The organism is Microbacterium sp. M28 (assembly GCF_025836995.1).
Classification (GTDB): Bacteria; Actinomycetota; Actinomycetes; order Actinomycetales; family Microbacteriaceae; genus Microbacterium.
In genome coordinates, this window is the sequence record NZ_CP107546.1 from 1743453 (window position 1) to 1759521 (window position 16069).

A 16069-nucleotide genomic window follows, 5' to 3' on the forward strand; every position below is an offset into this window, starting at 1 on the left:
GCGGGTGGCGCGGTGCGGCCGGAGGGTCCGGCGTCAGATCAGGTCGAGCACCTCGCGCAGCGCCGTGATCTGCGCGGCACCGTCCATGTGCTGATGGCCTCCGGCGAAGTGCACGAATCGCGCGCCCAGAGCCGCCGCGATCTCCTGGTCGTGATTGGTGTCGCCGATGAGGAGGATCCGCTCCGGCGGGATGCCGACGCCGCGGACCCACTCCGCGATCACGGCATCCTTCGACGCGGCGTACACGTCGCCGATCCCGAGGACGTTCTCGAAGTGTCCGGACAGATCGTGCGGGCGCATCTGCTCCGCGAGCACCGCCGACAGCGTCGCTGATGCGAGTACCTGCCGGATGCCGCGGTCGGCGACACCCACCACGGTGGACCGCGCATCCCGATGCAGCCGTGCCGCTGCGATCCGGCCGGGCAGCAGGCCGAGGTACTCGTCGGCGGCCTCCGCGAACTCATCGGCCCCGATGCCGACCGACGCGTAGAACGCCCGGATCGGGAAGCGGAACCGGGCGCGGTACTCCTTCAACGTGGGGATCGGCCGATGCCCACGCCTGACGAGGACCTCGTTCATCGTGCGGTGGCAGATCTCGGCATCGTCCAGAAGCGTGCCGTTCCAGTCCCAGCAGACCGCTTCGATTCCGACGTCGCGCATCCCTCGACCCTAGCCGCGGTATCCGACACCGCAGATGCGGCTTCGCTCAGGCGAGTTCGATGAGCTCCTGGTACTCCTGGTTCCAGATGTCCTCGACGCCGTCGGGGAGGATCAGCACGCGCTCGGGGTTCAGCGACATCACCGCACCGGGGTCGTGCGAGACGAGAACCACGGCGCCCTCGTAGTGCGCCAGCGCATCGAGGATCTCCTCGCGCGATGCCGGGTCGAGGTTGTTCGTCGGCTCGTCGAGCAGCAGCAGGTTCGCCGACGACACGACCAGCGTAGCGAGCGACAGACGGGTCTTCTCGCCGCCCGACAGCACCCCGGCCGGCTTGAGCACGTCGTCGCCGGTGAAGAGGAACGAGCCGAGCACCTTGCGTGCCTCGGTCTCGGTGATGTGTGGCGCGGCGGAGACCATGTTCTCGAGCACGGACCGCGACACGTCGAGGTTCTCGTGCTCCTGGGCGTAGTAGCCCACCTTCAGCCCATGGCCCGGTTCGAGCTGCCCGGTGTCCGGTTCATCGACACCGGCGAGCATGCGCAGCAGTGTCGTCTTGCCCGCACCGTTCAGGCCCAGCACGACGACCTTGGATCCGCGGTCGATCGCGAGATCGACGTCGGTGAAGATCTCCAGCGAGCCGTACGACTTGGACAACCCGGATGCCATCAGAGGCGTCTTTCCGCAGGGGGCGGGCTTCGGGAAGCGCAGCTTCGCGACCCGGTCGACCTGGCGGACATCCTCGAGACCCGCCAGCAGCTTCTCGGCCCTGGCGACCATCTGGTGCGCCGCAGCGGCCTTGGACGCCTTCGCACCGAAGCGGGCGGCCTGCTGCTGCAGGGTCGTCGCCTTCTTCTCGGCGTTGGCGCGCTCCTTCTTGCGGCGCTCCTCGTCGGCGGCGCGCTGACGCAGGTAGTTCTTCCAGTTCATGTTGTAGATGTCGATGATCTGGCGGTTGGCGTCCAGGTAGAAGACCCGGTTGACCGTCTCGCCGACGAGCTCCACATCGTGGCTGATCACGATCAGCCCGCCCTTGTAGTTCTTGAGGAACTCGCGCAGCCACACGACGCTGTCGGCGTCGAGGTGGTTGGTGGGCTCATCGAGGATCATCGTGTCGGCGTCGGAGAACAGGATGCGGGCCAGCTCGATGCGTCGGCGCTGACCGCCCGACAGCGTCTTGAGCGGCTGGTCGAGGATCCGGTCCGGGAGCGAGAGGTTGTTCGCGATCGATGCGGCCTCGGCCTCGGCCGCGTAGCCACCGAGCCCTTCGAAGCGCTCGGTGAGATTCGCGTAGCGCTTCATGGCCTTCGCGGCGACGGCGGGGTCGTCGGATCCCATCGCCATCGAGGCCTCCGCCATGCCGATGTTGAGCTGTCCGAGTCCTCGGGCATCCAGGATGCGGGTGCGGGCGAGCATCTCCGGGTCGCCGGTGCGCGGGTCCTGCGGCAGGTAGCCGAGCTCTCCGGACCGGGTGACCTGTCCGCCGGAGGGCAGCACGTCGCCGGCCAGCACCTTCGTCAGGGTGGTCTTGCCCGCGCCGTTGCGCCCGACGAGGCCGATCTTGTCCCCGTTCGCGACACGGAACGAGACGTTCTCCATCAGCAGGCGCGCGCCAACGCGGATCTCGAGTTCGTGCACGGCAAGCACAGCGGACGTCCGTTTCGTCAGGGGGTGGATGCGGCCAAGGGGCCAGCCTCCCAGTATAGATCGGGCAGGCTGTGCGCTCCCCCGGTACCGTTCAGGTCAGTCCACGAGCCGCCAGGGCGTCGCCGACGTCGTCGGCGTGGCGCAGGGTGAGGACGAACAGCGGAACGACCGCCCGGATGCCGAGGCGGACGCCTCTCGCCTGCTGCGCCTCGCGCACCCGAGCGGCGAATCCGGCGACGACGGGGATCATCGTGATGGTCAGCGACACGCTCATGGCCACGGCATCCGCGTCGACGCCGAAGCGCCGGAGAGGCCGAAGCATCCACGTCAGCACGTCGAGGAGTGCGCCCATCGGCGTCGTCGCTGTGAGCAGCCCGGCCAGCAGCACCAGCGCCACCACACGGCCGCTGTTGACGATCGCCTGCTGCCACGAGGTGAAGACGACCAGCATGCCGCCGAGCACCAGGACGATCCAGCGCAGCTGCCACACCTGTGAGAGGAAGACGTACGCGGGCATCCGTGCCACCGCGTAGAGCGCAGCCACCGCGATGAGCGCGATGGCGACGCTCGTCGCATCATGCGGGTAGAGCGCCAGCACGAGGGTCAGCACCGCCAGTGCGGCGAGCTTGGCGCCCGCCGGAAGGCGGTGCAGGATGCTGGGCCCCGGACGATAGAGGGTTCTCACGCGCTGAGCCGCCGATACCTTCTGATGAGGTCCGCCGGCTCGCCGACGTCCGCGATCCGCCCGTCGTCGAACAGCACGGCCGCATCGCACTGCGCCGCCAGGTCGAGGTCATGCGTGACCAGCACCAGCTGCGCCTGCTGCTCGAGCAGCAGTTCGCCGATGCGTCGCGCGTTGCGCAGATCCAGGAGCGTGGTCGGCTCATCCGCGACGATGAGGTCCGGCTCGGTGATCAGCACGGACGCGAGCGCCAGCATCTGCTTCTGTCCGCCCGAGAGGGCGGCGGCCGGGGTGTCCGCGTGGGCGGCGAGGCCGTGCTCGGCGAGAGTCTGCGCGACGCGGTGCTCGACCTCGCGCCGGTCGCGGCCCCGCAGCGACAGGGCGAGGTCCTCGGCCGGCGTCGGCAGGAGGATCTGCGCATCGGGGTTGGTGAAGACGAACCCCACGCGCCGGCGCAGTTCCGCTCGGTCGTCGACCGTGTCGAGCCCGAGGACGCGCACGCTCCCCGATGTCGGTGCGACGAGTCCGTTCAGCAGTCGGGCGAACGTCGATTTGCCGGATCCGTTCGCACCGATCACCGCGATGCGCGCGGCGGAGAGTGTCGCGTCGACGGCGGTCAGGACATCTTTGCCGTCGAACCGGACGGAGACCGACCGCAGCTCGATCTCCGAGAGCCGGGTGTCAGGCTGCACGGACGGCTCGGATGCCGAACGCCGGCGGATAGGCGCGCCGCAGGGCGAGCGTGAGCACGGTGGCCGCTGCGGCCTTCAGCAGGTCGCCCGGCAGGAAGATCAGGCTCGACAGCGCGGTGGGGCCGAGCGCAAGCCCCATCACAGCCGCCTGCACGGGAACGCCGAACATGTACACCACGCCGATCCCACCGACCACGGTCGCGATCCCCGTCCGCCACCAGGAGATCCGGCCGCTGCGCGCGATGAGGCCCGTGACGAACGCGCCGGCGATCCAGCCGATGAGGTATCCGGCGGTGGGGCCGACGAACACGGCGATGCCGCCATGACCGCCGGCGAGCACGGGCAGACCGATCGCGGCCAGCACGAGCACGAGGAGGACGGCGAGCGGCCCGCGACGCGGACCGAGTACCGTTCCGGCCAGCATCACGCCCAGTGTCTGGCCGGTGATCGGCACACCGGTCGGCAGCGGCACCGTCACCATGCCCAGCACGATGATGAGCGCCGCGAAGATCGCGATGCGGGCCAGGTCGCGACCGGTGTCGCCTCGGTTGTCGGTCATGTCTCTCCTCGGTCTTCGCTTCCTGAACACTGTTCACCTGAACGGCGTTCAGTATAGTGAGAGCATGATGGCCGCACGCAACTCCGATCACTCGGGGCGTCACGATCGCGACAGCGTCACCGCAACCGCGCTGCGGCTGCTCGATGAGGTCGGACTCCCCGACCTCAGCATGCGCCGGCTCGCGAGTGAGCTCGGCATCCAGCCGAGCGCCCTGTACTGGCACTTCGACAGCAAGCAGGAGATGCTCGGCGCGATCGCAGAGCGCATCCTCGCCCGCATCCCATCCGCGCCTGACGAGACCGGGGCCACGGATGCCGACGTGCTGGACGCCGCCCGCGGCATCCGCGACGCGCTGCTCGCGTTCCGAGACGGCGCCGAGGTCGTGCTGAGCTCGTACGCGCTCGGGTTCGGCGTGGGCAGGACGCAGGCCCACCTGCGTGCCGTCCTGCGACGAAGGGCCTCGCTCGACCCGGACACCGCCGCGGCCACGCTGCTGCAGTTCGTCATCGGACACGCGCTGCTCGTCCAGCAGCGGCTGCACGCCGAGAGCCTCGGCGCCACCCGGCTCGACGGCGATGACACCACCGGCGACGTCTCCGCGAGGTTCGACGACGGGGTGATGCTCTTCCTGCGTGGCATCGACGCGGCACCGACGCATCCGAAGACCCCTCTGAGGTATGACACGGTCGATACCAGGGAGTGATGTGTCGGAGGGCGCCCGTTCCATACCGTCAGTGGCATGGACCTGGTCAACGATCTCATTCTCGCCGCCGCGGCTTCCCCCTGGCTGCTGCTGGTCATGTTCGCGACTGCGGTCATCGACGGGTTCTTCCCTCCCATCCCGAGCGAGACCGTCCTGGTCGCCGCGGCTGCGGCTGCGGCATCCACGGGCGGCACGAACATCCTGCTCCTGGCCGGCGTCGCCGCGATCGGTGCGATGATCGGCGACAACATCGCCTACGCGATCGGACGCGGACTGGGAACCAAGCGCTTCGCATGGATGCGGCGCCCTCGGGTGGCCGCCGCGTTCGACCGCGCGCAGCGCACCCTCACGACGAACGGCGCCGGCCTCATCCTCGGAGCCCGCTACATCCCGGTGGGGCGCGTCGCCGTCAACATGTCCGCCGGCGCACTGCAGTACCCGTGGCGGCGGTTCCTCCCGCTCTCCGCCCTCGGCGGTCTGAGCTGGGCGGCGTACAGTGCGGGCATCGGGCTCCTCGCCGGGCACTGGCTCGAGGACCAGCCGCTGCTGAGCGCCGTGTTCGGCGTGGCGTTCGCCCTGATCATCGGCTTCACGATCGATCGCATCTCGGCGTACCGGCGTCGTCGCCGCGGGAACGCTCTGCCCGCCCCCACGAACTCCCGCTCCGCCGCTGACGCGTCAGCGCCCGCGCTCACCGAGGTGGGAGGATGACTCCCATGGCGGTGAAGCGCAACCAGGACCGGACGACGGGCGACCGCCCGTCGTCCGGCGATGCCGCGGAGGAGCGGCGGGCGCGCCGCGCTCAGGCAGCTCACGACAGGGCCCAGCGCAAGGCACTCGCCGCGCAGGAGAAGGCCGAGGCCCGGAAGCAGGCGCGCGCACGCCGGCGGGAGAAGCGTCTCGCCAGGCTCCCCGCCTGGATGCGCGACCGCCAGACGGTGATGCTCGTCATCCTGTCGGTGATCGCCGTCACCCTGTACGCGGTGCTCGTCCCTGTGCATGCCGCCGAGTACGGCAGTCCCGTCGCTTTCACGATGCTTCTCGCCGCGCCGCTGGTCGCAGCCCCGCTGGTCTCGACGCGTCAGCCGACCCTGGCGATCATCCTGTTCGCGGCCTCGGCGCTGCTGATGGCGCTGATGGTGCCGCGGGACGTCTCGCTCGCCCTGCCGTGGCCGTGGTCGGTGCCGATGCTGCTCGCGTTCGTCGTCGCGGTCGTCGCCCCCACGTTCCAGCACGGCTGGCGCACCGGACTGGTGATGTTCGCCTCCGGGACAGCCGCAGGGCTGACTGCCGCGCTCATGCTTCCCGGCTTCACGAGCGGGAACTCGCTCATCGTGACGACCTCGGTCGTCGGCGGCCTGTACCTGATCGCCGTGCTCATCACCGGGCGGCTCCGCGTCGGACACGAGCTCACCCGTGAGCGGGCGCTCACCGCTCAGGAGCAGGCGAAGCGCGAGCTCGTCGAAGAGCGGACCAGGATCGCCAGGGAACTGCACGACGTCGTCGCGCACAGCATGTCCCTCATCCAGGTGCAGGCCTCCACGGCGCGCTATCGCGTGCCCGACCTCGCCCCGCAGGCGGTGGAGGAGTTCGACGACATCGCCGGCACCGCACGCTCCGCACTCGTCGAGATGCGCCGTATCCTGGGCATCCTGCGCACGGACGACCACACCGCCGAGCTGACCCCGCAGCGCGGGATCGACGACATCCCCGGTCTCGTGGAGACCACCAGACGTGCCGGGGCCGAAGTGGGCCTGTCGATGGCGATCAGCGGCGACATCGCCGCCGCGACGCAGATCGCGGCGTACCGCATCACCCAGGAGTCGCTGAGCAACGCCGTCCGGCATGCGCCGGGCTCGACCGTCACCGTCGTCGTGACAGCGGATGAGGACATTGTGACGGTCGCGGTCCGCAACAGCCCTGTCGCCGAAACGGCGCCGTCATCGAGCGGCCACGGGCTGCGCGGCATGCGCGAGCGCACAGCGCTGCTCGGCGGTAGCGTGGAAGCCGGGCCGGATGCCCAGGGCGGCTGGACCGTGACCGCCGCGCTCCCCCGTCATCCTTCCTCTCCCCCGCAGAAAGGCTCCGCGTGACGATCGAGGTCCTCATCGCCGACGACCAGGCCATGGTGCGGGCGGGCTTCGCCGCGCTCCTCGACGCGCACGAGGGCATCCGCGTGACGGGGCAGGCCGCGAACGGCGCTGAAGCCGTCGCGCTCTCCGCCCGCCTCGATCCCGATGTCATCCTCATGGATGTCCGGATGCCGGAGCTCGACGGCATCCAGGCCACCAGACGGATCCTCGGCGCGTCGTACCCCGCGGCGAAGATCCCGCGGATCGTGATGCTGACGACGTTCGACATCGACGACTACGTGTACGACGCGCTGCAGGCCGGCGCCAGCGGGTTCCTGCTCAAGGACGCCCTGCCGGAGGAGCTCGTTCAGGCCGTCCGCGTCGTCGCCGCCGGTGACGCCCTGCTGGCCCCGAGCGTGACCCGGCGGATGATCGCGCAGTTCGCGGCCCAGAAGCCGCGTGCCTCCCGCGCGAGCGCGCAGCTCGCCGATCTCACCGAGCGCGAACGCGAAGTCCTCGTTCACATCGGGCAGGGGCTGTCCAACGTCGAGATCGGGCGGGAGCTGTTCATCGCGGAGCAGACCGTCAAGACGCACGTCGGCAAGGTGCTCGCGAAGATCGGCGCCCGCGACCGCGTGCAGGCCGTGATCTTCGCGTACGACGCGGGCCTGGTGGAACCTGCCTGAGAACCTCACCCCTCCGTAGGGCGTCCGTCGACACCACGGGGTGATGTGCAGCCGGTCACCGGCTCCATAGCCTCCTGGGACAGACCTGAGGAGGCCCCCTGTGACCACCGTCGAGCAGCGCACCGCTGCCGCACCCGCCCCGTCGTTCCCCTCGGTGCGCGACACCGGAATCGATCTCGTGCGCGCCCTCTGCGTGGTCGCTGTCGTCGTCCTGCACGCCCTCATGGTCGGTGTGACCGTCACCGACGACGGCCCGCTGTTCGCCAACGCTTCGGAGGGGACGTGGTGGATCAGTCCGCTGAGCTGGCTGATGCAGGTGATGCCGCTCTTCTTCGTGATCGGCGGTTTCGCGGGGTGGACCGCGTACCGGAGGGCGCGAGCACAGGGCGGCACGGCCTCTTCATTCGTCGCCGGGCGGCTGCAGCGGCTGCTGATCCCCGCCCTCGCCGTGATCGCGACCGTGGGCGCGGCGCTCCTCGTGCTGGCCGCGGTCGGCGTCCCTGCCGATCTGCTGCACATCGCGGGGTACCGCTACGGCCAGCCGCTGTGGTTCCTGGGCGTGTTCCTGCTCTGCCAGGCGCTGCTGCCGGCTCTCGCCGCCGCCCATGAACGATTCCCCCTGGTCACCATCGGCACGCTGACACTTGCGGCCATCGCCGTCGATGCGTTGCGGCTGTCGACGGGAGTCGACGGGTTCGGCTTCCTGAACCTGGCGTTCGCGTGGCTGGCGCTGCAGCAACTCGGCTTCTTCCTCGCCGACGGCCGGATCGACGCGCTCGACCGCCGCACCCGGATCGTGGTCGCGGCAACCGGCGTCGTCGTCCTGGCGACGACCATGGCCGCTGGCATCCACTCCCCCGATCTCATCGCGAACATCAATCCGCCGACGACCGCGCTGCTGCTCGTCGGAATCGCGCACACGATGCTGCTGTCGCTGTTCCGCGATCGCCTGTCGGCGTGGAGCCGTCGTCCCGGCCTCGCGGCGTTCCAGCGGTTCGTGAACGCGCGCGCGATGACGGTCTACCTCTGGCACATGCCGGTGCTGCTGGCGATGGCCGGCGGCGCCGCGCTGTTCGCGATCGCCTCCCAGACGGCACTGCCGGAACCGAGCGGCTCCGAATGGTGGCTGACCCGCCCGCTGTGGCTGGCGACCGTCCTGGGCATCACCGCGCTCGTCTCCGTCCCGCTCGCCGTGCTCGAGACCAGGCGCACCCCTGCGGCAGCTTCCGGCAGGCGCCTGACCGTGGCGACGCTGATCGGACTGAACGCCGTCGTCCTGCTGCTCGTCGTCGGGACGAATCCCCTGACAGCGCTGATCGCCGTGCTGCTCATCCTGCTCGCGCTGCGGACGGCGCGCGCGTCGGTCACATCCGGAAGTACACGCAATGATGCAGCGCGCATCCGGGGTTGAACGGCGCGGCGCAGTACGGACACTGCTCGACACGCAGGTACGTGCCGATCGCGAGGGTGGCCCCGCAGGCACCGCAGAGCACGGCCTGCTCGTCGCGGGCGTCGAGCGGCCACGGGCGGATGGCGTGGTCGGCGACCTCATCGTGGCAGTGCAGGCACGGGTACCATCCGCCGCAGCAGGCGAAGCGGATCGCGACGATGTCGAGGGGGCCGCGGTAGTGCACGCAGCGCGTCTGCGCGTCGACGACGGCACCGAGCACCACCGGTCGGGTCACGGCTGCTCCGCGGCATGCCCGAGGCGGAATCCGGGGATGGCGCTGAGCACCACGAGCACGATGGCGAACACGAAGACGATCCAGAACGCGTCCGCACCACCGCCCAGCGTCGCCACGCCGAGGCCGGCGAGTGCGATCACGACCGCCGAGCCGCCGGCGTCCGAGATCGACAGTGCCGAGGAGTTGAAGCCCTGGTTGCCCGCGTCGGAGTACGCCAGCGTCAGCACGGTCAGGCGAGGGTACAGCAGGCCCATCCCTCCCCCGCCGAACGCCCAGCCGATCACCACGATGATCGGTGAGAGGCCGAGCACCGCCGTCGCCAGCACGACCACGAGCGCGACGAGGATCAGCCCGAGGCTGATGGCCGTGATCCTGGTGTTGCCGAGCCGATCGCCGTACCGCCCCTGCAGGGCGGACGCTCCGGCCCAGGCGAACGCCGCGAACGTCAGGGCGATGCCGGCGAGCGTCGCGGAGAACCCGAACCGCTCCATGAGCAGGTACGGGATATACGCCTCCGCGGCGAAGAATGCACCGGCGACGACGCCCCGCAGGAGCACCACGCTCGCGAGGCCGCGCTTCGCTCGCAGCGTTCCCGGTGGGACGAGCGGACGGATCGCGAACCCGATCACGACGACGGCGACCAGTGCCGCCGGCCATCCGACCGACGGCGGCGCATCCGCCGAGAACGCGACGACGACTGCCGCCACGGCCACCAGGACCGACAGCGCCAGCCGGACCGCGACGACGCTCCGCCGGAACGGCTCGCCGCCGCCCAGTTCGACGCCGCGCAGCCGGAACGCGATCATCGCGAAGGCGCCGGCGGTGAGCACGGCGACCCCGAGGAACGCCCAGCGCCAGTCCAGGTAGTCGGCGATCGCGCCGGCCAGGAACGGCCCGATCATCGACGGCACGACCCAGGCCGCGGCGAAGGCGGCGAAGACGCGTCCGTGCAGATGCGCGGGATACAGCCGCGCGACCACCACGTACAACGCAACGGTCTGCCCACCGGCACCGAGGCCCTGGATGAGCCGCCCGATCAGGAACTGGTGCATCGTCACGGCGGCCCCGGAGACGACGAGCCCGACGAGGAACAGCGCGACGGAGACGTAGAGCGCGCCGCGCGGACCTTTGGCATCGGAGGCCGCACCACTGGCGACCATGCCGATCACGCTGGTCGCCAGGGTGCCGGCGAACGCGACGGCGTACAACGACTCGCCGTCGAGGGCAGCACTGACGACGGGCATGACGGTCGTGACCGCCAGCGCCTCGATCGCCGCCAGGAAGATGAGTGCGACGGCGCCGAGGGTCACCCAGCGGCGATGCCGATCCCAGATGGACGCCTCCACGTCCGCAGCTGCCTCCGGACCGCTCATGTCAGCGCCGCGATCCGTTCGATCGCCTCGGTGAGTATCTCGGGACCGGTGCCGAAGTTCAGCCGCACATACCCGGCCCCCTCTGCGCCGAAGGCCGGTCCGAAGTGCAGCGCCACCTTGGCCTCGCGCAGGATCCGACGGGAGGGGTTCTCGCCCCAGCCGAGGTCGGTAAGATCGATCCACGCCAGGTACCCGGCATCCGGGATCCGATAGCGGGCTCGGGGAAGACGATCGGCGAGCAGATCAGCCAGCAGCCGCCGGTTCTGATCGAGTGTGACCAGGAGGCCGTCGAGCCAGTCATCGCTGGCCGGGGAGAACGCCGCCACCGCGGCGAGCAGGCCGAACTGCCCGGTGCGCCACTCGACCTCGACGGGCAGAGTCCGTATCACGCGCGTCGTCGGATCGGATGCCGTGACCATCAGCGCGCACTTGAGGCCCGCGAGGTTGAACGCCTTGCTCGCGCTGACCACGGCGTAGCCGATCTGCCGCGCGGCGTCCGACACCGACAGCAACGGCGTGAACCCGGTGCCGGGCTGCGCCAGCGGCGCGTGGATCTCGTCGGACACGATCGCGGCGCCGTGTTCCGCGGCCAGCTCCGCGAGGGCGGCGAGCGAGGCGGCACTGTGCACGGTTCCGGTCGGATTGTGCGGATTGCAGAGCAGGATCGCGCGTGCACCGGCGACCAGAGCATCCCGGATGCCGTCGAAATCGAGTTCCCAGGCGGAGCCCGTGTCCTTCAGCGGAACGCGTTCGACGATGGCGCCCGCCTCGGTCACCAGCTCGTAGAAGGGCGGATACACCGGCGGATTCACGATCACGCGGTCGCCGGGGGAAGTCACCCGTCTCAGGATCTCGACGATCCCCATGCTGACATCAGCGGTCGGCCGCATCCGCGATGGGTCGGGGGCCCACCCGAAGCGCCGCGATGCGAAACCCGCGAACGCGTCGGGCAGCGGGGTGTGCGAGGCGATGTAGCCGGTGTCTCCGATGGCCACCGCGCGCTCGAGAGCGCGCGTGATCTCCGGCGCCAGCGGGAAGTCCGTCTCCGCCACGAACAGCGGCAGGACGTCTGCGGGGTACTCCCGCCACTTCTCGCTGGAGCGCTCGCGCAGCTGTTCCAGGGAGAGCGCGGTCACCCGCACCATGTCAGATGGCGAAGCCGAGGGCGCGCATCATGTCGCGGCCGTCGTCCGTGATCCGCTCCGGGCCCCACGGCGGCATCCAGACCCAGTTGATGCGGAACCGTTCGACGACGTCGTCCAGCGCCTGCGCGGTCTGCTCTTCGAGCACATCGGTCAGCGGGCAGCCGGCGCTGGTGAGCGTCATGTGGATCACGAGAGCATCGTTCTCGTCATCCCAGGCGAGATCGTAGATCAGGCCCAGGTCGACGACGTTGATCCCGAGCTCGGGGTCCATGACGTCCTTGAGAGCCTCGGTGACCTCGTCGTACTTCTCTGGGGCAAGCGTCGCGGTCATGCCCTCAGCCTACGCCTCGATGGGTGCCGCGGGGTCGAGGAAGCGGTCGTAGCCCTCGTCCTCGAGACGGTCGGCGAGCTCTGGGCCACCCTCTTCGACGATCTTGCCGGCGACGACCACATGCACGTAATCCGGGCGGATGTAGCGGAGGATGCGGGTGTAGTGCGTGATCAGCAGCACGCCCAGGCCCGTGGACTCCTTGGCGCGGTTGACGCCCTCGGAGACGATCTTGAGCGCGTCGACGTCCAGACCGGAGTCGGTCTCGTCGAGCACGGCGAACTTGGGCTTGAGGACCTCGAGCTGCAGGATCTCGTGACGCTTCTTCTCGCCACCGGAGAAACCCTCGTTGACGTTGCGCTGCGCGAACTTCGGGTCCATGCGCAGGTTGCCCATCGCGGCCTTGACGTCCTTGGTCCAGGAGCGGATCGACGGCGCCTCGCCGTCCAGCGCGGTCTTGGCCGTGCGAAGGAAGTTGGTGACCGTCACGCCGGGGATCTCCACCGGGTACTGCATGGCGAGGAAGAGGCCGGCGCGCGCACGCTCGTCGACGCTCATGGCCAGGACGTCCTGGTCGTCGAAGGTGATGGAGCCAGAGGTCACCGTGTACTTCGGGTGGCCGGCGATCGTGTACGCCAGCGTGGACTTGCCGGAGCCGTTGGGCCCCATGATCGCGTGGGTCTCGCCCGTGCGCATCGTGAGCGTGATGCCGTTGAGGATCGGGGTGGTCCCGGCATCGGTCTCGACCGTCACGTGCAGGTCGCGGATCTCGAGAACAGACATTCAGACTTCCTTAATGACAGTGGGGTCGATGAGCACGTCGTCGCCGTCGATCTCGACGACGTAGACCGGAACGGGCTCGAAGGCGGGGAGATTGAGCGGCTTGCCGGTGCACAGCGAGAACGCGGAGCCGTGGGCCCAGCACTCCAGCGTGTCGCCCTCGACGAAGCCCTCGGACAGCGAGATGTCGCCGTGCGTACAGGTGTCGCCGATGGCATGCACCGTGCCCTCCGAGTCCAGGACGATCGCGATCGGCACGCCGTCCAGTTCGACGCGCCTCGGGGCGTCCGGCTCGAGTTCGCTCAGACCGCACGCACGCTGCGCGCTCATGCGTTCACCGCCGCGAGCTCGGCCTCGACGGCCACGAGCAGCTCCGCCTCCAGGGCGGGGATGCCGAGGCGCTGGACGATGTCGCTGAGGAAGCCGAGCACGACGAGCCGCCGCGCCTCCTCCTCGGTGATCCCCCGCGCCTGCAGGTAGAACAGCTGCTCGTCGTCGAAGCGACCCGTCGCGCTCGCGTGGCCGGCGCCGAGGATGTCGCCGGTCTGGATCTCGAGGTTCGGGATCGAGTCGGCGCGGGCGCCCTCGGTGAGCACCAGGTTGCGGTTGGCCTCGTAGGAGTCGGTCCCGGTGGCATCCGGTCCGATGAGCACGTCGCCGATCCACACGCTGTGCGCACTCTCGCCCTGCAGCGCGCCCTTGTAGAGCACGTCGCCGGCGGTGTGCGCGCCCTTGTGATGCAGGTACACCTGGCTTTCGAAGTGCTGCCCGGCGTCCGCATAGGAGAGACCGTACATCCGGCCCTCAGAGCCGTTGCCGCTCAGCTCGAGGTTCGGGTTCACTCGGACGACGCCGCCGCCGAAGGTGACGACGAAGTGCTTGAGCTGCGCATCGGCGTCCACACGAGCCTGGTGGGATGCCGCGTGCACCGCGTCGTCCTCCCACTGCTGCACCGTGATGACCGAAAGGCGGGAACCCGCCCTGGCGATGATCTCGACGTTCTGCGCGTACTGCGCCGAACCGGAGTGGCGCAGCACGACGGTGGCAGAGCTGTGCTCGAGCGCCTCGATCACGATGTGCGCGTCGGCGCGGCGCTCGGCGCCCTGACCGGTGATCGAGATGACCACAGGCTCCGCGACCTCCTGCTCGCGCGGGATCCGCACGTGCAGGCCCTCGGCCGAGCCCTGCCACGCGATGGCCGAGACGACGTCCTCCGGGGTGAAGAACTCCCCGCGCGGTGCGGTGCCCGCCGCCAACGGGGTCGAGATGAACTCGGCACCGCTGAGGGTCTCGTAGGTGACGCCGTCGTTCTGCGCCGCCACCGCGAACAGCGGCTTCAGACGCGCGGTCGGCGTGTGCTTCCAGTTGACCTCGCGGCCGCTGGGGATGCCGAAGTCGTCGGGTTCGAATGACCGCGGTCGCTCCGAGCGGGTCTGGACCGGGACGAATCCGGCGTCCGCGACCTGTGCGGCGGGGTCGATGTGCGCGTTCGTGTCCTGCGCCTCAGCGGGCGCTGTCGCCTGGGCCGCCATTCAGCCGACCGATCCTTCCATGCCCATCTCGATGAGCTTGTTGAGTTCCATCGCGTACTCCATCGGCAGCTCGCGCGCGATCGGCTCGATGAAGCCGCGCACGATCATCGCCATCGCCTCGTCCTCCGGCATGCCGCGGGACTGCAGGTAGAACAGCTGCTCCTCGCTGACCTTGGAGACCGTGGCCTCGTGGCCGAGCTGCACGTCGTCCACGCGGATGTCGATCGCGGGGTACGTGTCGGAGCGGGACTTGGTGTCCACGAGCAGTGCGTCGCAGCGCACCGTGTTCGCGGAGTGGTGCGCGTTCGCGTCGACGCGGACTTCGCCGCGATAACCGGCGCGGCCGCCGCCGCGGGCGATCGACTTGGAGACGATCGAGGACTGCGTGTACGGCGCCATGTGGATCATCTTCGCGCCGGCATCCTGGTGCTGGCCGGGGCCGGCGAAGGCGACGGAGAGCGTCTCGCCCTTGGCGTGCTCGCCCATCAGGTAGATGGACGGGTACTTCATCGTCACCTTGGAGCCGATGTTGCCGTCGACCCACTCCATCGTCGCGCCCTCGTGGGCCACGGCACGCTTGGTGACGAGGTTGTAGACGTTGTTCGACCAGTTCTGGATCGTCGTGTAACGGACGCGGGCGTTCTTCTTCACGATGATCTCGACGACCGCCGAGTGCAGCGAGTCCGACTTGTAGATCGGCGCCGTGCAACCCTCGATGTAGTGGACGTAGCTGTCCTCGTCGGCGATGATCAGGGTCCGCTCGAACTGACCCATGTTCTCGGTGTTGATGCGGAAGTAGGCCTGCAGCGGGATCTCCACGTGCACGCCCTTGGGGACGTACACGAACGATCCGCCTGACCAGACGGCCGTGTTCAGAGCCGCGAACTTGTTGTCACCGGCCGGGATGACGGTGCCGAAGTACTCCTCGAAGAACTCGGGGTGCTCGCGCAGCGCCGTGTCGGTGTCCATGAAGATGACGCCCTGCTCCTCCAGGTCCTCGCGGATCTGGTGGTAGACGACCTCGGATTCGTACTGCGCCGCGACGCCGGCGACCAGGCGCTGGCGCTCGGCCTCGGGGATCCCGAGGCGCTCGTACGTCTCGCGGATCTCGGCCGGGAGGTCCTCCCAGGTCTGCGCCTGCTTCTCGGTGGAGCGGACGAAGTACTTGATGTTGTCGAAGTCGATGTCGCTGAGGTCGGCGCCCCAGGTCGGCATCGGCTTGCGCCCGAAGAGCTGATACCCCTTGAGACGGGTCTTCAGCATCCATTCGGGTTCGCTCTTGAGAGCCGAGATCCCGCGGACCACCTCTTCGGAGATACCGCGCTTGGCCACGGCACCGGCGGCGTCCTCATCGTGCCAGCCGAATTCGTACACCCCCAGGCCATCCAGCTCCGGGCGGTCGATCAGCACATCCGACATCTCACACTCTCCTTGTCGGGCCCTGGCGGTGTCATCCGCTCCGGCATGCCGTAGCCCCGTCGAGTGACCGGGGGTTGGATGCCGCTGCGGGGCCCTCATCACGACGCG

At 69.4% G+C, this 16069-nt stretch carries 18 protein-coding genes; 5 read left to right on the plus strand and 13 right to left on the minus strand.

Features of this window, described 5'->3' with window-relative positions; all coding sequences use genetic code 11:
- Positions 1-33: 33 nt before the first annotated feature.
- The 5 genes from OED01_RS08650 to OED01_RS08670 all read right to left on the minus strand — a co-directional run bounded on the left by OED01_RS08650 (position 34) and on the right by OED01_RS08670 (position 4238).
- On the minus strand, positions 34-660 hold the full coding sequence (locus OED01_RS08650; protein ID WP_264154879.1) for an HAD family hydrolase: 627 nt from the start codon (positions 658-660) through the stop codon (positions 34-36).
- Positions 661-706: 46 nt separating this feature from the next.
- The gene (gene abc-f / locus OED01_RS08655; protein ID WP_264154880.1) at positions 707-2305 is read right to left on the minus strand and encodes a ribosomal protection-like ABC-F family protein; all 1599 of its coding nucleotides are present in this window, start codon (positions 2303-2305) and stop codon (positions 707-709) included.
- Positions 2306-2396: 91 nt separating this feature from the next.
- Complete coding sequence (locus tag OED01_RS08660; RefSeq protein WP_264154881.1) at positions 2397-2990, minus strand: energy-coupling factor transporter transmembrane component T; 594 nt, start codon at positions 2988-2990, stop codon at positions 2397-2399.
- Positions 2987-3679, minus strand: a complete 693-nt coding sequence (locus OED01_RS08665; RefSeq protein WP_264154882.1) for an energy-coupling factor ABC transporter ATP-binding protein — start codon at positions 3677-3679, stop codon at positions 2987-2989. Before OED01_RS08665 ends, OED01_RS08660 begins: the two co-directional genes overlap by 4 nt.
- Positions 3669-4238, minus strand: coding sequence for a biotin transporter BioY (locus OED01_RS08670; protein ID WP_264154884.1), 570 nt, complete (start codon positions 4236-4238; stop codon positions 3669-3671). Before OED01_RS08670 ends, OED01_RS08665 begins: the two co-directional genes overlap by 11 nt.
- A 64-nt stretch (positions 4239-4302) precedes the next feature.
- Between OED01_RS08670 and OED01_RS08675 the strand changes: the two genes are divergently transcribed.
- The 5 genes from OED01_RS08675 to OED01_RS08695 all read left to right on the plus strand — a co-directional run bounded on the left by OED01_RS08675 (position 4303) and on the right by OED01_RS08695 (position 9110).
- The gene (locus tag OED01_RS08675) at positions 4303-4941 is read left to right on the plus strand and encodes a TetR family transcriptional regulator (RefSeq protein ID WP_264154885.1); all 639 of its coding nucleotides are present in this window, start codon (positions 4303-4305) and stop codon (positions 4939-4941) included.
- 36 nt (positions 4942-4977) lie between these two features.
- Positions 4978-5652, plus strand: a complete 675-nt coding sequence (locus OED01_RS08680; protein ID WP_264154886.1) for a DedA family protein — start codon at positions 4978-4980, stop codon at positions 5650-5652.
- Between the two features lie 5 nt (positions 5653-5657).
- A complete protein-coding gene (locus tag OED01_RS08685) occupies positions 5658-7034 on the plus strand; it encodes a sensor histidine kinase (RefSeq protein WP_264154887.1) in 1377 nt (458 codons plus the stop codon).
- Positions 7031-7699, plus strand: a complete 669-nt coding sequence (locus OED01_RS08690) for a response regulator (protein ID WP_264154888.1) — start codon at positions 7031-7033, stop codon at positions 7697-7699. The genes OED01_RS08685 and OED01_RS08690 overlap by 4 nt, the downstream gene beginning before the upstream one ends.
- 100 nt (positions 7700-7799) lie before the next feature.
- Positions 7800-9110 (plus strand): acyltransferase family protein, encoded by a 1311-nt coding sequence (locus tag OED01_RS08695; RefSeq protein ID WP_264154889.1) that lies wholly within the window; start codon positions 7800-7802, stop codon positions 9108-9110.
- Here the strand turns inward: OED01_RS08695 and OED01_RS08700 are convergent.
- From OED01_RS08700 to sufB, 8 genes are read right to left on the minus strand one after another with little or no spacing between them, the layout of a single operon-like run.
- The gene (locus OED01_RS08700) at positions 9064-9384 is read right to left on the minus strand and encodes a CHY zinc finger protein (RefSeq protein ID WP_264154890.1); all 321 of its coding nucleotides are present in this window, start codon (positions 9382-9384) and stop codon (positions 9064-9066) included. The genes OED01_RS08695 and OED01_RS08700 overlap by 47 nt on opposite strands.
- Positions 9381-10757, minus strand: a complete 1377-nt coding sequence (locus OED01_RS08705; protein ID WP_264154891.1) for an MFS transporter — start codon at positions 10755-10757, stop codon at positions 9381-9383. The genes OED01_RS08700 and OED01_RS08705 overlap by 4 nt, the downstream gene beginning before the upstream one ends.
- The gene (locus OED01_RS08710) at positions 10754-11902 is read right to left on the minus strand and encodes a MalY/PatB family protein (RefSeq protein ID WP_264154892.1); all 1149 of its coding nucleotides are present in this window, start codon (positions 11900-11902) and stop codon (positions 10754-10756) included. The genes OED01_RS08705 and OED01_RS08710 overlap by 4 nt, the downstream gene beginning before the upstream one ends.
- Position 11903: 1 nt before the next feature.
- A complete protein-coding gene (locus tag OED01_RS08715; RefSeq protein WP_120228536.1) occupies positions 11904-12233 on the minus strand; it encodes a metal-sulfur cluster assembly factor in 330 nt (109 codons plus the stop codon).
- A gap of 9 nt (positions 12234-12242) precedes the next feature.
- Positions 12243-13013 (minus strand): Fe-S cluster assembly ATPase SufC, encoded by a 771-nt coding sequence (gene sufC, locus OED01_RS08720; protein WP_264154893.1) that lies wholly within the window; start codon positions 13011-13013, stop codon positions 12243-12245.
- Complete coding sequence (locus tag OED01_RS08725) at positions 13014-13340, minus strand: non-heme iron oxygenase ferredoxin subunit (protein ID WP_264154894.1); 327 nt, start codon at positions 13338-13340, stop codon at positions 13014-13016.
- Entirely contained in the window at positions 13337-14542 is a 1206-nt protein-coding gene (gene sufD / locus OED01_RS08730) for a Fe-S cluster assembly protein SufD (protein WP_264154895.1), read from the minus strand. Before sufD ends, OED01_RS08725 begins: the two co-directional genes overlap by 4 nt.
- Entirely contained in the window at positions 14543-15961 is a 1419-nt protein-coding gene (gene sufB / locus OED01_RS08735; RefSeq protein WP_264154896.1) for a Fe-S cluster assembly protein SufB, read from the minus strand. It lies immediately after the preceding gene.
- Positions 15962-16069: the final 108 nt, after the last annotated feature.

What these genes read in the sequence shown, in the direction of transcription:
- OED01_RS08650 (WP_264154879.1), bottom strand. Translation starts at nt 660, where the DNA reads ATGCGCGACGTCGGAATCGAAGCGGTCTGCTGGGACTGGAACGGCACG.
- OED01_RS08670 (WP_264154884.1), bottom strand. Translation starts at nt 4,238, where the DNA reads ATGACCGACAACCGAGGCGACACCGGTCGCGACCTGGCCCGCATCGCG.
- OED01_RS08675 (WP_264154885.1), top strand. Translation starts at nt 4,303, where the DNA reads ATGATGGCCGCACGCAACTCCGATCACTCGGGGCGTCACGATCGCGAC.
- OED01_RS08680 (WP_264154886.1), top strand. Translation starts at nt 4,978, where the DNA reads ATGGACCTGGTCAACGATCTCATTCTCGCCGCCGCGGCTTCCCCCTGG.
- OED01_RS08685 (WP_264154887.1), top strand. Translation starts at nt 5,658, where the DNA reads ATGGCGGTGAAGCGCAACCAGGACCGGACGACGGGCGACCGCCCGTCG.
- OED01_RS08705 (WP_264154891.1), bottom strand. Translation starts at nt 10,757, where the DNA reads ATGAGCGGTCCGGAGGCAGCTGCGGACGTGGAGGCGTCCATCTGGGAT.
- OED01_RS08710 (WP_264154892.1), bottom strand. Translation starts at nt 11,902, where the DNA reads ATGGTGCGGGTGACCGCGCTCTCCCTGGAACAGCTGCGCGAGCGCTCC.
- OED01_RS08715 (WP_120228536.1), bottom strand. Translation starts at nt 12,233, where the DNA reads ATGACCGCGACGCTTGCCCCAGAGAAGTACGACGAGGTCACCGAGGCT.
- sufC (WP_264154893.1), bottom strand. Translation starts at nt 13,013, where the DNA reads ATGTCTGTTCTCGAGATCCGCGACCTGCACGTGACGGTCGAGACCGAT.
- OED01_RS08725 (WP_264154894.1), bottom strand. Translation starts at nt 13,340, where the DNA reads ATGAGCGCGCAGCGTGCGTGCGGTCTGAGCGAACTCGAGCCGGACGCC.
- sufD (WP_264154895.1), bottom strand. Translation starts at nt 14,542, where the DNA reads ATGGCGGCCCAGGCGACAGCGCCCGCTGAGGCGCAGGACACGAACGCG.
- sufB (WP_264154896.1), bottom strand. Translation starts at nt 15,961, where the DNA reads ATGTCGGATGTGCTGATCGACCGCCCGGAGCTGGATGGCCTGGGGGTG.